The sequence below is a fragment of the Rhodococcus mengyinensis genome (assembly GCF_048381435.1).
GTDB lineage: Bacteria > Actinomycetota > Actinomycetes > Mycobacteriales > Mycobacteriaceae > Rhodococcus_F > Rhodococcus_F opacus_D.
The window spans coordinates 247,134-260,726 of sequence record NZ_JBLWIT010000145.1 but is presented as its reverse complement, the minus strand read 5'-3'; the positions used below and the strand labels follow the sequence as shown (position 1 = coordinate 260,726).

12 protein-coding genes are annotated in these 13,593 nt (G+C 68.2%); 9 read left to right on the top strand and 3 right to left on the bottom strand.

Translation table 11 applies throughout. The annotated features are described in order from the left end of the window. Positions 1–12 precede the first annotated feature (12 nt). The gene (locus tag ACNJ7E_RS37625; RefSeq protein ID WP_105413279.1) at positions 13–1,188 is read right to left on the bottom strand and encodes an aminotransferase class V-fold PLP-dependent enzyme; all 1,176 of its coding nucleotides are present in this window, start codon (positions 1,186–1,188) and stop codon (positions 13–15) included. A gap of 145 nt (positions 1,189–1,333) precedes the next feature. Between ACNJ7E_RS37625 and egtA the strand changes: the two genes are divergently transcribed. The 5 genes from egtA (at position 1,334) to ACNJ7E_RS37600 (ending at position 6,838) form a co-directional block, all read left to right on the top strand. After that, complete coding sequence (egtA, locus tag ACNJ7E_RS37620; protein ID WP_280781400.1) at positions 1,334–2,548, top strand: ergothioneine biosynthesis glutamate--cysteine ligase EgtA; 1,215 nt, start codon at positions 1,334–1,336, stop codon at positions 2,546–2,548. Further along, positions 2,548–3,852, top strand: a complete 1,305-nt coding sequence (gene egtB, locus ACNJ7E_RS37615; protein WP_418342231.1) for an ergothioneine biosynthesis protein EgtB — start codon at positions 2,548–2,550, stop codon at positions 3,850–3,852. Before egtA ends, egtB begins: the two co-directional genes overlap by 1 nt. 1 nt (position 3,853) lies before the next feature. Continuing rightward, a complete protein-coding gene (gene egtC, locus ACNJ7E_RS37610) occupies positions 3,854–4,600 on the top strand; it encodes an ergothioneine biosynthesis protein EgtC (RefSeq protein ID WP_418342230.1) in 747 nt (248 codons plus the stop codon). Beyond that, positions 4,597–5,571: an L-histidine N(alpha)-methyltransferase gene (gene egtD, locus ACNJ7E_RS37605; RefSeq protein WP_280781403.1), complete on the top strand. Its 975-nt coding sequence runs from the start codon at positions 4,597–4,599 to the stop codon at positions 5,569–5,571. The genes egtC and egtD overlap by 4 nt, the downstream gene beginning before the upstream one ends. A 73-nt stretch (positions 5,572–5,644) precedes the next feature. Further along, positions 5,645–6,838, top strand: coding sequence for a PQQ-dependent sugar dehydrogenase (locus tag ACNJ7E_RS37600; protein WP_418342229.1), 1,194 nt, complete (start codon positions 5,645–5,647; stop codon positions 6,836–6,838). Between the two features lie 10 nt (positions 6,839–6,848). Here ACNJ7E_RS37600 and ACNJ7E_RS37595 read toward each other — a convergent pair whose 3' ends face one another. Further along, a complete protein-coding gene (locus ACNJ7E_RS37595) occupies positions 6,849–7,724 on the bottom strand; it encodes a cyclase family protein (protein WP_418342228.1) in 876 nt (291 codons plus the stop codon). A gap of 144 nt (positions 7,725–7,868) precedes the next feature. On the opposite strand from ACNJ7E_RS37595, the gene ACNJ7E_RS37590 reads away from it, so the two are divergent. After that, positions 7,869–8,354, top strand: coding sequence for a hypothetical protein (locus tag ACNJ7E_RS37590; RefSeq protein WP_280781406.1), 486 nt, complete (start codon positions 7,869–7,871; stop codon positions 8,352–8,354). 85 nt (positions 8,355–8,439) lie between these two features. Here the strand turns inward: ACNJ7E_RS37590 and ACNJ7E_RS37585 are convergent, their stop codons facing one another. Further along, complete coding sequence (locus ACNJ7E_RS37585; protein ID WP_418342257.1) at positions 8,440–9,840, bottom strand: flavin monoamine oxidase family protein; 1,401 nt, start codon at positions 9,838–9,840, stop codon at positions 8,440–8,442. Positions 9,841–9,969: 129 nt separating this feature from the next. On the opposite strand from ACNJ7E_RS37585, the gene ACNJ7E_RS37580 reads away from it, so the two are divergent. Genes ACNJ7E_RS37580 through ACNJ7E_RS37570 form a run of 3 tightly spaced genes read left to right on the top strand, consistent with a single transcriptional unit; the run spans position 9,970 to position 13,591 of the window. Beyond that, entirely contained in the window at positions 9,970–10,131 is a 162-nt protein-coding gene (locus ACNJ7E_RS37580) for a hypothetical protein (protein WP_280781408.1), read from the top strand. Continuing rightward, the gene (locus tag ACNJ7E_RS37575) at positions 10,131–11,621 is read left to right on the top strand and encodes a cytosine permease (RefSeq protein WP_418342256.1); all 1,491 of its coding nucleotides are present in this window, start codon (positions 10,131–10,133) and stop codon (positions 11,619–11,621) included. The genes ACNJ7E_RS37580 and ACNJ7E_RS37575 overlap by 1 nt, the downstream gene beginning before the upstream one ends. Before the next feature lie 5 nt (positions 11,622–11,626). Then, positions 11,627–13,591 (top strand): oxidoreductase, encoded by a 1,965-nt coding sequence (locus ACNJ7E_RS37570; RefSeq protein ID WP_418342227.1) that lies wholly within the window; start codon positions 11,627–11,629, stop codon positions 13,589–13,591. Positions 13,592–13,593: the final 2 nt, after the last annotated feature.

The following is a 13,593-nucleotide window of genomic DNA, read 5'->3' as shown; positions in this document are numbered from 1 at the left end:
CAGCTCAGTGCGCTAGTTCGCGAGTGTCCGCACCTCCGCGAGGAACCGGTCGAGGTCGTCCGGGGAGCAGAAATAGTGCGGCGATGCCCGCACCACGGCGTCCAGCCCGCGGGCGCTCATGTCCAGCAGTGTCGATCCGCGCAGGCTGGCCGTGACGGTGACGTTGCGGGCAGCCAGCTGTTTCCGGACGTCGCCGGGATCGAACCCGTCGACGGTGAACGAGACGATTCCGCAGCGGCGGGCGCCGAGGTCGCGCACGGTGACACGGGGGATCGCCGCGAGCCCCGACCGGAGGTGCTCGGCCCCGGCCGCGACGGCCGCCTCGACGTCGTCCACCCCGAGGTCGAGGAGATAGTCGGCCGCCACCCCGAGCCCGAGGCGCGCGGCGACGTCGCATTCCCAGAATTCGAACCGGCTGGCATCGGTGGCGAGCCGGTACGCATCGGCGGCGGTCCACTCCGCGCTGTGCAGGTCGAGGGCGGCCGGCTCGAGGGTCGCGGCCAGTTCCGGCCGGACGTACAGGAAGCCGGTGCCCCGCGGTGCACGAAGCCATTTGCGGCCCGTGGCCGAGAGTGCGTCGACGCCCAGCTCGCTGACGTCGAGGGCGATCTGACCCACGGACTGACACGCGTCGAGCAGCACCAGCGCGCCGTGCGCGTGTGCCAGCTCCGTCACTTCACGGACGGGATTGACCAGGCCGCCGTTGGTGGGCACGTGCACGAGGGACACGAGACGGACCCGGTCGTCGAGCAGCGTTTCGAGGGCGGCGACGTCGATCTGGCCTGCGGGGTCGCTGGGGATCACGTCGACCGTCGCGCCCACGGATCGCGCCCGCTGCAGTACGGCGATGGCGTTGCTGGCGTACTCGACCTCCGAGATCAGCACACGGTCCCCGGCCCCGAGCGGAACGGCGTGGAAGAAGTCGTTCCAGGCGGTGGTGGCGCTGTCCACCAGGGCGATGCTGTCGGCGCTCGCCCCGATCAGCCGGCCCAGGGACGACTTCACGGCCGCGAGGTCGTCGGCCCGTTCGGCGGCCGCGACGTAGCCACCCACGTCGGCCTCCCTGCGCAGGTGCGCGAACACGGCGTCCAGGACCGGGGTCGGCGGAAGCGAGGAGCCCGCGCTGTCGAGGAACACCTTGTCGAGGCAGCCCGGGGTGTCCCGTCGCGCCTGCTCGAGGTCGAGCATGTCCGATACCTCCCTTTCGCGGTGACTGGACTCGAACGTACCCGTGCAGGTTCCCCGAAAAGTATGCCGTTGGGGCGTGCATCGACGGCCGAGGCGCTCTAATGTCGATAACGACGTTCAGGCGGCGCCCGAAGGGGAGGGTCGAATGGCTACTGCAGTTCAGTCCGTCGAGGCAACGTGTTTCACGTCGCGGCCGGCGGCGGAGGCGTACCTGGGTGGTGTCTGCTTCAAACTGGGGCCACCGCAGCTGATCGGCGCGGAATTGGAGTGGCTGACCGCGCAACTGCCGGAATACGTGCGCCCCGACCTCGCCGCTCTCGCCGAAGCTCTCGGGCCGCACACTCCCAGAACCATCGATCCCTCTTCTCCTGCTCAGCTCCTTCCCGGTGGCAGCGCCGTCACGGTCGAACCCGGCGGACAGATCGAACTGTCCAGTGCCCCCTATTACTCCGCACGCGAATTGTGCGACTATCTCGCCGCCGATCAGGCGGTTCTCGCGGAACTGCTGTCTTCCCGATCGATCCTCATGTCGTCCGAGGCCGCGGACACTCGCCGGCCCGCTCAACGTCTCCTCCAATCGCCGCGGTACTGCGCCATGGAATCCCGCTTCACCGGCATCGGGCCCTTCGGGAAACTGATGATGTGCAACACCGCCGCAACGCAGATCAGCGTGGACGCCGGGGCAGATCCGGTTGCGGTGGAGAAGCGGTGGCATCTGCTCCATGCCATCGGTCCCGCATTGACCGCGGCCTTCGCGTGTTCGCCGCGGCTCTACGGGGTACCCGACGGGCAATGGGCGTCGCAGCGGATGCGAACGTGGCTCGAACTCGATTCGCCGCGCACCACCGGAACCCCGCACATCGCGGACTATGCGGGGTGGGTACTGGACGTGCCATTGCTGTGCATCCGCAACGACGGAACGGACTGGACAGCGCCCGACGGTGCAACTTTCGCGGACTGGGTCGAGGGCGCACTGGACGACGTGATCGGTCGCCCGACGCCCGCCGACCTCGACTATCACCTTACCACCCTGTTTCCGCCCGTGCGCGCGGCCGGTCATCTCGAGGTGCGCTACCTCGACGCGCAACCGGGTGACCAGTGGCGGGTTCCCATCGCGGCGATCGACGCGCTGCTGTCGGGTCCGGGTGCCATGGCCGAGGCGCTCGACGCGGCGCTGCCCACCGCCGAACGCTGGCGGGACGCGGCCGAGTTCGGCCTGGCCGACCTCGAACTGCGCGCTGCGGCAACAGCTCTGCTGTCGCTGGCGGCGGCCTACTCGCCCGACCCCGAATTCGTCAGACTGCTCGATGCCGCCGCCGAACGATGTTGCCGGGGCCAGGCACCGAGCGAGGAACGCTGATGGGTACCCGCGAGAAGATCGAGACCGTGTTGACACGGGCGCGGGAGCGCACCGCGGGGTTGACGGACTGTGTGGACGGGGAGGACCTCGTTGCACAGCATTCCGCGTTGATGAGCCCGCTCGTGTGGGATCTCGCGCACATCGGCAACCAGGAAGAGTTGTGGCTCGTGCGGGACGTCGGAGGACGGGAACCGGTCCGCCGCGACATCGACGAGTTGTACGACGCATTCAAACATTCGAGGAACTCCCGGCCGTCCCTGCCGCTGCTGAACCCGGACGAGGCCAGGGAATACGTACGTACCGTTCGAGACAAGTCGTGGGACGTGCTCGACCGCAGCACGTTCCGGGGCCGGCCGCTCGAGGAGAACGGATTCGCGTTCGGCATGATCGCGCAGCACGAGCAGCAGCATGCCGAAACGATGCTCGCCACCCATCAACTGCGCACCGGCCCAGCTGTGCTGGCCGCGGAGAGCGCGCCGCGTGTCGGCGGGGCGATGGACGAGGACGAAGTGGTCATTCCCTCCGGCGAATTCACGATGGGAACGTCGGACGATCCGTGGGCGCTCGACAACGAGAGGTCCGCGCACCGCGTGCACGTTCCGGCGTTCGTGATCGACGCCGTCCCCGTCACCAACGGCCGCTACCTCGAGTTCATGGACGACGGAGGTTACGCGCGGCCCGAGTTGTGGAGTGAGCGGGGATGGGCGCACCGCCTCGGCGCCGGATTGGATGCTCCCCAGTTCTGGGAGAACGACGGTTGCGGAACCTGGTGGCGACGGAGGTTCGGGGTGACCGAGCCGATCCATCTCCAGGAACCGGTCGTGCACGTCTGCTTCTTCGAGGCCGAGGCGTTCGCACGCTGGGACGGCAAGAGACTTCCGACAGAAGCCGAATGGGAGAAGGCCGCGCGGTGGGATCCGTTCACCGGCCGGTCGCGCCGATTCCCCTGGGGTGAAGCCGAACCCGACTCCTCGCTCGCCAACCTCGGGCAACGTCACCTCGGTCCCGCGGTGGTCGGGGCATATCCGTCGGGGGCATCCCCGCTCGGCGTCCATCAGCTGATCGGCGACGTGTGGGAGTGGACGTCGTCGCCGTTCGAGCCCTATCCCGGGTTCTCGGCGTTCCCGTACCGCGAGTACTCGGAGGTGTTCTACGGCGGCGACTACCGCGTGCTGCGCGGCGGTTCGTTCGGCACCGATCCGGTGGCGTGCCGTGGGACGTTCCGCAACTGGGACCACCCGATCCGGAGGCAGATCTTCTCCGGATTCCGCTGTGCTCGGGACCTTCCGGGGGACGACCGCTGAGATGTGCCGACACCTGGGCTATCTGGGACCGGAGCAGTCGGTGGGCGACCTCTTGAGTCGTGGCGAGAACTCGCTCCTGCGCCAGTCCTACGCGCCACGCGACATGAGAGGTGGCGGGACCGTCAACGCCGACGGATTCGGTGTGGGCTGGTGGGGATCGGACGGTTTCTCCCGCTACCGCAGTTCCCAGCCGCTCTGGTCCGACCCCGTCGTGCGAGAGACGTTGCCGAACATCCGCTCCCGCGCCGTGGTGGCCGCCGCACGGTCGGCGACGGTCGGGATGCCCGTGCAGCACACGGCCTGTGCACCGTTCTCCGACGAGACCTGGGCCTTCAGTCACAACGGGGTGGTGCGCGGGTGGCCGGAGTCGCTCGGCGCGCTCGCCGCGGAACTCCCCGTGAGCGATCTGCTGCAACTCGAGGCACCGACCGACTCAGCCGCGTTGTGGCTGCTCCTGCGCCGGGCGCTCGGCGAGCAGGACCCCGAAAAGGCGATGAGCGCGCTCGTACAGGACGTCGTCGCCGCTGCCCCGAACTCGCGATTGAATCTGCTGCTCGGCAACGGCAGCGAACTGTGGGCCACCACCTGGCATCACTCGCTGTCGGCGCTCGTCGACGACGAGCGGGCCATCGTGATGTCCGAACCCTACGACGACAACCCCGCATGGCAATCGATTCCGGACCGTCACTTCGTCAGCGCACGCCCCGGACACCTGCTCGTCACCCCGCTCGAGATGGGAGCACGATGACCACCACACCGACCCTCGAGGTGTACCTGCAGCCCGAGCAGCTCAAGGCCGCTCTGCGCAAGGACGCCACCGTAGGGCTCACGTCGAACCCGAAATGGCTGCCTCCCAAATACTTCTACGACGCCCGCGGGAGCGAGCTGTTCGAGCAGATCACCGCGTTGCCCGAATACTTCCCGACGCGTACGGAACGGGAACTGCTCAGACGATATTCGGGGGAGATCGCCGAGGTCGCGGCGCCGGAGATTCTCGTGGAACTCGGATCCGGGTCTTCGGAGAAGACACGGCTCCTGCTGGGCGCCGGTACGCGGCACGGAAGTCTCCATACGTACGTGCCGCAGGACGTGTCGGTGTCCGCGCTCGAGGGTGCGGCGGAGCAGATCGGCGTGGAGTTCCCGAATCTGACCGTGCGCGGTGTCGTCAGCGACTTCACCGAGTCGCTGCACCACCTTCCACGCGGTGGGCGCCGCACGATCGCGTTCCTCGGTGGCACCCTCGGAAACATGGTTCCGGCCGAGCGTGCGGAGTTCCTCTCCGGAATCGCCGACGTCCTCGAACCGGGGGAGCACCTCCTCCTCGGTGTCGGACTGGTGATCGATCCCGCCGTCCTCGTCCCCGCATACGACGACGCCGCCGGGGTGACCGCCCAGTTCAACCGCAACGTCCTGCAGGTACTCAACACGCAGCTCGACGCCGACTTCCCGGTGGACGAGTTCCGGCACGTCGCGCTGTGGGACGCCGACAACGAATGGATCGAGATGCGGCTCGAGGCCGAGCGTGCGATGTCGATCCGCGTGGAGGAGCTGGATCTGGACGTGGAGTTCACCGCGGGTGAGCAGCTGCGGACGGAGATCTCGGCCAAGTTCACCCTCGACGGGATCCGACGGGAGTTGGCGGAGGCGGGATTCGACGTCGACCGCACCTGGACCGATCCCGACGACCGCTTCGCGCTGGTGTGCGCCGCGCGGAACTGACCGACAAGATCAACTTCGGGCACGATCGCGCTTATAGTGACCGCGTAGTGCGCAATCGACCCGAGGAGAACTTGTGCGTCCTTCGAAGCTCGCTGTCCTCGCTCTCGCCACCGCGTCCGTGATCGGCCTCCCCGCCGCACAGTCCTCCGCTCAGCCGCTGCCCTTCCCATTCGACACGGGAAGCCTCGGTTCGGGTAGCGACGGCCCGGGAATTCCCACGGAGGACACGCTTCCGGCGCTGACGGTCACTCCGGTTCTCGACGGGCTCGACCATCCGTGGGACGCGGTGCAGGCCCCGGACGGCGCGGTCCTCACCGGTCAGCGCTCGGGCGGGTTCTTCGTCCGGCGTGCGGACGGAAGCACCGGCCCGGTCACCGCCGATCTCTCGGACCTGTACGCGCAGTCCGAGACCGGGTTGATGGGTATTGCACTCGCGAGCAATTTCACGCACACGCGCACCCTGTACACGTGCCAGGGATTCCAGGGCGGTGGCGTCACCGACATCCGGATCCAGTCGTGGACCGTCGACGCCGGCTGGACGACCCTGACCCGCGGTGCCGCAATCCTGACCGGAATCCCTGTCAACGAGGGACGTCACGGCGGTTGCCGGATACTGACGGCCGCCGACGGCACCCTGTTCGTCGGCACCGGCGACACGGCGCAGCCGACCGTGTCGCAGGATCCGAACTCGCTGGGCGGCAAGACTCTCCACATCAACACCGACGGCACCCCCGCCGCCGGAAATCCGGACCCGGCGAGCCCCGTCTACACCCTGGGGCACCGGAACGCGCAGGGTCTCGCGCAACAGCCCGGAACGGGCCGCATCTACGCCGTGGATCAGGGAACGACCCGCGACGACGAGGTGAACCTCCTGGTCGCGGGAGGGAACTACGGCTACAAGCCCGATCGGATCCCCGGCATCTACGACGAATCCGTGCCGATGACGGATCCGTCGCGCGTCCCGGGAGCCGTTGCCGCGGCGTGGAGTTCGGGCAGCACGACCCTCGCAACCGGAAGTGCCGCCTTCGTGACCGGCCCCGGCTGGGGACCGTGGGACGGCGCACTCGTCATGGGCGGCCTCAAGACGAAACAACTGATCTTCCTGCGTCTCGCCGCGGACGGGCAGTCGGTGACGGCGCAGACGTTCGGCCTGCAGAACCAGTACGGTCGCCTCCGGTCGGTCACCCCGACCGCCGACGGTTCGCTGCTCGTCACCACGGACAACGGTTCCACCGACCAGGTTCTCCGGGTCACCCCGCAGGGCTGACCCTCACACGTCAGAACCACGCGAGGGTCCGGCAGGGGCCGCCGGATCCTCCTGCGTGGGTGGGGGCGCCGACCATGACGGTTGCGCCGGACGGCGGAACCTGCGACAGATTCGCGAGAGCTTCCACCGCGTACTTCCCGGCGCCGAGCGCCGCGAGATGTGCTCCGTATGTGGTGCTACGGCCCGCGTCGACACTGAGGGTGTCCGATCCCAACGCGACGATGTCGCGTTCCCGGACGAGGAACTCGACGGCGTCCGGGTCGAATCCGGGTGTGTGCTGCACACCCGTGTTGTCCTGGTTGGTGAACATCGCGGGCTGAGCGGCGCGGCCGTCCCATCCCGAGTTCATCGCCACCATGCAGCGGTCGGGGAGCGGGCCGTGATCGGACTCCCAGTCGAGGAGGTCCTGCCGGGTGAGCAGCGTGTCGTTGTCGGCTCGGGCCCGCACCGAGATATCCACGACGGCGAGGGGCACCACCAGGTCTCGGGGCGGAATCTGCTCGACGGTGAGGCCGTTCACGCTCGCATGCGCCGGCGCGTCGACGTGAGTGCCGGTGTGCTCGTCGTAGCGGAGTTCGTTCTTGTAGAACACACTGGGAGCGCCGATTGCGACGGAGCCGAGCAGAATCGGAGCGTCACCGATCCGCGCCAGCGTCCGCATCGCGAACTGCTGGGCGCCAGGCCACACGGGAAAGCTGGGAGTGAGCACATGGGTGAGATCGACGATCGCCGCTTCCGATGTCGGGGCAGCTGATGCCGTCGCCGGTGCGACCGCTGCCGCCAGTGCTGCCGCGCCCACCGCTCCGAACAACGACCGTCGACTCATCGGGGCGCCGCGTTTCTCGATGGTTCCGTAGACGTGAGTCATGATGCGGGGCGAGCACATACGCGGCTCCTTAGCTGGTCGGTCGCGGTTCGCTACATCATAGGGTTCGCCGCGCCGGTATCCCGGAGTGCGCACGTGCGACGTGGTCGATCGATACAGTCGAAGAGCCGGAACATGATTCCACGACGTGACGAAGGGTTGACCATGGCAACGAGGAACAGACGTCTCGGCACGATCGTCGGCACCTGCGCCGCAGCGGTGGCGCTGACCACCGCGTCCGCCGGCATCGCCGCCGCCGTACCGGATCCGGTGTCGGTGACCACGACGGCGTTCCAGATCCCGTTCACCGGGGTCATCGGTGACCCGTTTCCCTTCGCGACGGTGTCGCTCGCCGCCTCCACCGGCGCGAGTCCGGGACCGGGGATCGCGCGGCTGTCGGCGACGAGCATGTGCCCGGCGTTCACCCCGGGAGCGAACTGCACGACGTACACCTCCGCCACCACGGTGCGGTGGCTCAATCTCAGCACGGGGGCGACCGGAACGGTGACCGTTCCGTCGGGCAGTTTCGGAGTGCCCGGCCGAGAACCGGTCGTCGACGTGCCCACAGGGTCGGGGCACGTGACGGCGACCGTCCTCGGCGAATCCTCGGCGACGATCGTTCCGGGCCTGGGGTACTTCTTCGTCCCCTGAGTGTCCTCGCGGCTCCCCGCCGCTACTCCGCCCTCCGCACGAACGGGACGCTCGTTGCGTCAGATCGAACGAGCGTCCCGTTGGTTCAGTGGGACAGTTGCTTCCGGATCTCCTCGGCAGCACGCGCCCCGGAGGAGATTGCGCCGTCGATGTAGCCGTTCCAGATGCTCGCGGTCTCCGAGCCCGCCCAGTGGATGCGGTCCGCGGGAGCGCGCCAGCCGTCGTGCCCGTGAGCGAACCACGTTCCGGGGGTGGGACTCGCCGCATATCCGCCTCGCGCCCACTGGTCCTGCGGCCAGATCTTCTCGGTGTAGTCGACCGGTGACGCGGCGCGGTCGCCGAAGAGTTCGACGAGAGTGTCGATGATCGCGGTCCGGCGGTCGTCGTCGGAGAGCGCCGACCAGGACCGCTGGCGGTCGCCGTAGACAAAGCACACGAGCACACCGTGTCCGGCATCTTCGGGGGAGTTGTCGAACACGACTCCGACGGCGCGGTCGCCGTAGATCGTGGCCTGGCCGGACAGTCCGTCGGCACGCCAGAACGGGGTGTCGAAGACGGCGTGCACCTTGGCTACGTCGCCCATCGGGCTGCGTTCGACCCATCGGGTGCGCGAGACCGGCAGCGGGGGAGTGAACGTGACTCGCTGGGTGGCCGACGGTGGCAGTGCAATGACGACGGTGTCGGCGAGAATCGTTCCCCGGGTGGTCTCGATCCGCACGCCGTCGGTGGTGTGCTCGACGTGACGCACCGCCGTATTCACGTGGACCCGGTCGCCGAGATACTCTGCGACAGCCAGCGCCGTCGACTGTGCTCCGTCCCGGAATCGGCGCTCCTGCGCGCAGCCCTCGGTTTCCATCAGCTGGTCGAATCCGCCGGCCGATGCGACGTAGAACAGCAGATGGAACAGCGACAGATCGCGCGGCTCGATCGACCACACCCCCTCGACGGCGAGCGCGAGTCGCCGACGGGCGTCTTCGTTCGCGACGGTCCGCTCGACGTAGGAGTGGACGGTCTCGCTGTCCCACTTCTCGATGTCCGGAGTGGCCGTGGGGTCGTCGAGGTCGATGGTCCTCGCGAGTTCGTCGATGCGGTCGGCGGCAGCCAGGTATTCGTCCATGCCGGGGCCGTCGTCGGGACCGGCGCCGGTATAGCGCCGCTGTGCACCGTCGGGCCACAGCTCGATGTGCTCGCCCGTGTTGTACGTGGGGAAGGTCGGGCGGTCGAAGCGTTCGGCGAGGGCGAGCAGGTGTTTCTGGGTGGGGCCGACCCATTGCCCGCCGTGGTCGACGACGACACCGTCCCTTCGCCGTTCGGAGCACACCCTCCCGCCGACTCGGCCGGAACCCTCGAGAATCACGGTGTCGATGCCGTCGTCGTGCAGCGAGAGTGCGGCGGACAGGCCTGCGTACCCCGCGCCGACCACGACGGTCCGAACGTGGGCCGGTAGGGCAGTCGGGTGATCCTTCGTGTTCGTCATGACCAGCATCCTGTTCTTGATTGGCTCGCCAGTCAATACTCAATTCTGGTTTCCTGCGGGAGGATTCGAGGGTTGACACGCTGTGACCCGTGCCACAGACTGTTGATAACTGGCCCGCCAATCAGAAATGGGGATCGCGTGGACGACGCATTCGAACAGGAACTCGAGAGGCGACTGCTCCTCCTGGAATCCCCCGGCGGAGGCGGGATGATCCTGCCCGACCTTCCGTGGCGGGACGTCGCGGCGGCGATCGCCGCGATCGTCGCCACGATCACCGTCATGCTCTGGTGGGCGTACTGATGCTGGACGGGCAGCGGCAGGACCGCACCACGGAACTGGGAAGTACAGGCGGGACCGGCGACGACGGCACGGACGCCACGATGAACGAACTGCCGTTGTTGCCGGCGGAGCGGATCTGGGGCTTCTGGGACTACTCGGCGGTCAACATCGGCTTGGCCGTGGCGACCTGGGCGTTTCTGCAGGGCGCCGCCGTCGCGTACTACGTCGGCGCGGTACAGGCGATCGCGAGCATCGTCATCGGCTACGCGATCAGCGTCTTCCTCGTCTCGCTCGCGCCGTGCCTGCCGTCGGCGAAGTACGGCATCGAGCAGTTCGTCGGCCTGCGCAGCGTATTCGGCAGCAACGGCGCCCGAATCGTGATGGTCGTGATGTCCACGCTCTTCGCGGCGGCGTGGTCGGCAGTACTGGCCATCATGTTCGGGCACGGCCTGGTGAACGTCATCGACAACGTCTTCGGGGTCGAGATCTCCCAGACCGGTGCGGCAGTGAGCCTGTTGGGGCTGGTGGCGGTGGTCCTGTCCTGGCTCGTCCTCGCCCGGGGGCCGGTCTCGGTCGAGTCGGTGTGCCGGGTGATCGCACCCGTCCTCGTGCTCATCATCGTCGGGATCCTGGTCATGGTGTTCACCAAGCGATCCTGGTCCGAACTGGCCAGTCTCCCGCCGCTCGACCCGGAGAGCGACCCGCACACCAGTTTCATGGTCGCGATCGAACTGAACATCGCCGGCGGGTTCGCGTGGTGGCCGAACGTCGGAAATCTGGCGCGGCTCACCCGGGGTCCGCGTGCGGCGTTCTGGCCGAACTGGCTCGGACTCTTCGCCGCGTCCGTGGCTGCGGCGGTCGTCGGTGTCTTCGCGGCGCTGGCGCTGAACCTCGAAGATCCGACGGAGTGGATGATCCCGCTCGCCGGAGTCGTGCTGGGCGTCCTGGCCCTGATCGTCATCGGTTTCGCCAACGTCACCGCCATCCTCTCCCAGGGGTACGCCTCCATGGTGGCGCTCAAAGGCGGTGGCGGGAAGCTGCTCCGCGGCACGCCCTGGCCGGTGCTGGTGGCATTCATCCTCGGACCCGCTGCGATCCTCGTCTTCTTCCCCTCGGCCGTCTACGACAACTACGGTCGATTCCTGTCCTGGGGTGCGATCCTCGTGGCGCCGCTGTGCGCCGTGCAGATAGTCGACTTCTTCCTGCTGCGCCGGGGTGTCCTGCGGATTCGCGACCTGTACCTGCCCAGTGCGCGCTCCTGCTACGGGTACTGGGGTGGTGTGAACGCCTTCGCGTTCGCCTCTGTGGCTGCGGGCGCGGCGACGTACGCTCTGCTGCTCAATCCGGTCACCTACATTCCGTCCTCGCTCTTTCCGTACACCACCGCCTCGATTCCGGCGTTCCTCGTCGCCGGCACGCTCCACGCCGTGTTGACCAAGGCGTTCGTGCAGCCGCTCGGACTCGGCGGCTACGACCGCCGGCCCCGCGTCGCCGTCGGCGCCGAAAGGTGAAAGATATGACGTCACAGCTCTTTCCCCACCTGTTCTCCCCGCTCCGCATCGGGAACGTGACGCTCGCGAACCGCATCGTGTCTTCCGGGCACGACACCGTTCTCGTGCAACAGGGGAAGGTGACCGACGAACTGGTCGCCTACCACGAAGCCCGCGCCGCCGGTGGTGTCGGCATGATCGTGGTCCAGGTCGCAGGCGTTCACGAGACCGCCCGCTACACATCCCACGTGCTGATGGCGACGGACGACGACTGCATCCCTGGGTACCGCCGCATCGCCGACGTCTGTCACCGCCACGAGTGTGTCGTCGTCGGGCAGATCTTCCATCCCGGCCGGGAGATCCTGGAGTCGCAGGACGGGTCCACTCCCGTCGCGCTGGCACCGTCCGCCGTGCCGAGCGAACGCTTCCACGTGATGCCGAGAGCGATGACGGCGGGCGAGATCGACGCGGTCGTGCGGGGGTACGGCGACGCTGCACGGAGACTGCAGCGCGCCGGACTCGACGGCGTCGAGATCGTCGCGAGCCACGGCTATCTACCGGCACAGTTCCTCAACCCCCGCACCAACCTCCGCACGGACGAGTACGGCGGGTCGGCGGAGAATCGCCAGCGATTCCTCCGCGCCGCACTCGCGGCCGTCCGTGCGGCGGTCGGCCGCGACTTCGTGGTCGGGATGAGGATTTCCGGCGACGAGATGGGCAACGACGGACTGCGGCCGGACGAATCGCAGGCGGTGTGCGCGTCGCTGGACGCGGACGGACTGCTCGATTACGTCAGTGTGTGCGCCGGGAGTTCGTCGAGTCTGTCGGGCGCGGTGCACATCGCCGCCCCGATGACCGAGTCCGCCGCCTACACCGCTCCGCTGGCCGCGGCCGTCAAATCGGTGGTCCGGGTTCCGGTGATCGTGGCGGGAAGGATCAATCAACCGCACGAGGGAGACACGGTGATCGCGCAGGGGCAGGCCGACGCGTGCGCGATGACCCGCGCCCTCATCTGCGACCCCGCGATGCCCGCGAAAGCCGAACGCAGCGAGGTCGATTCGATTCGCGCGTGCATCGGCTGCAATCAGGCGTGCATGGGGCATTTCCAGCGAGGGTGTGCGATCTCGTGCATCCAGCATCCGGAGACCGGCCGCGAAGTGCGTTTCGGAACTCTGCAGATCACACGCCGGCCGAAGAGCGTCATGGTGATCGGCGGCGGACCGGGTGGGCTGAAAGCGGCCGCGGTGGCCGCGGAGCGTGGGCACCGGGTGACCCTGTACGAGGCGGCGCCCCGGGTGGGAGGCCAGGTGCTGCTGGCCGAACTGCTGCCGGGCAGGAGCGAGTTCGGTGGCGCCGTCACCAACCTGGAGGGGGAGGCACGCCGGGCGGGTGTGCGGTTCGTGACCGGGACGACGGTTGATCCCGGACTGGTCAGGTCGGAGCAACCCGACGAGCTGATCGTCGCGACCGGTGCGAGGCCGTTCCGCCCCGGGATCGAGACGCTCGACGAGCCTCATCTGGTGGAGGCGTGGGACGTGATCCGCGGGCACACACTCCCCGCCGGCAGGGTCCTCGTCGCCGATTGGCGCGGCGACTGGATCGGGCTGGGTGTCGCGAACCACCTCGCCCGGCTCGGCCACCGCGTCACGCTCGCGGTCACCGGATACGCTGCGGGCGAACACCTCCAGCAGTACGTGCGGAACGCGATGGTGGCCGCGGCGGTGGAGGCGAAGGTCGAGATCCTTCCCAACGTCCGCTTGCGCGGCGCGGACGACGACACGGCCTATCTGCAGCACACGCTCACCGAACGGCCCGTGCTGGTCGACGATGTCAGCGCAGTCGTTCTCGCCCAGGGACATGCGTCGGTCACCGATCTGCTGGAGGTCGACGGGTTCCCGCGGGAGCGGATCCATGCCGTCGGTGACTGCCTGTCGCCGCGCACCGTGGAAGAAGCAGTGCTGGAAGGGCTCACCGTCGCATCGGCGCTCTGACG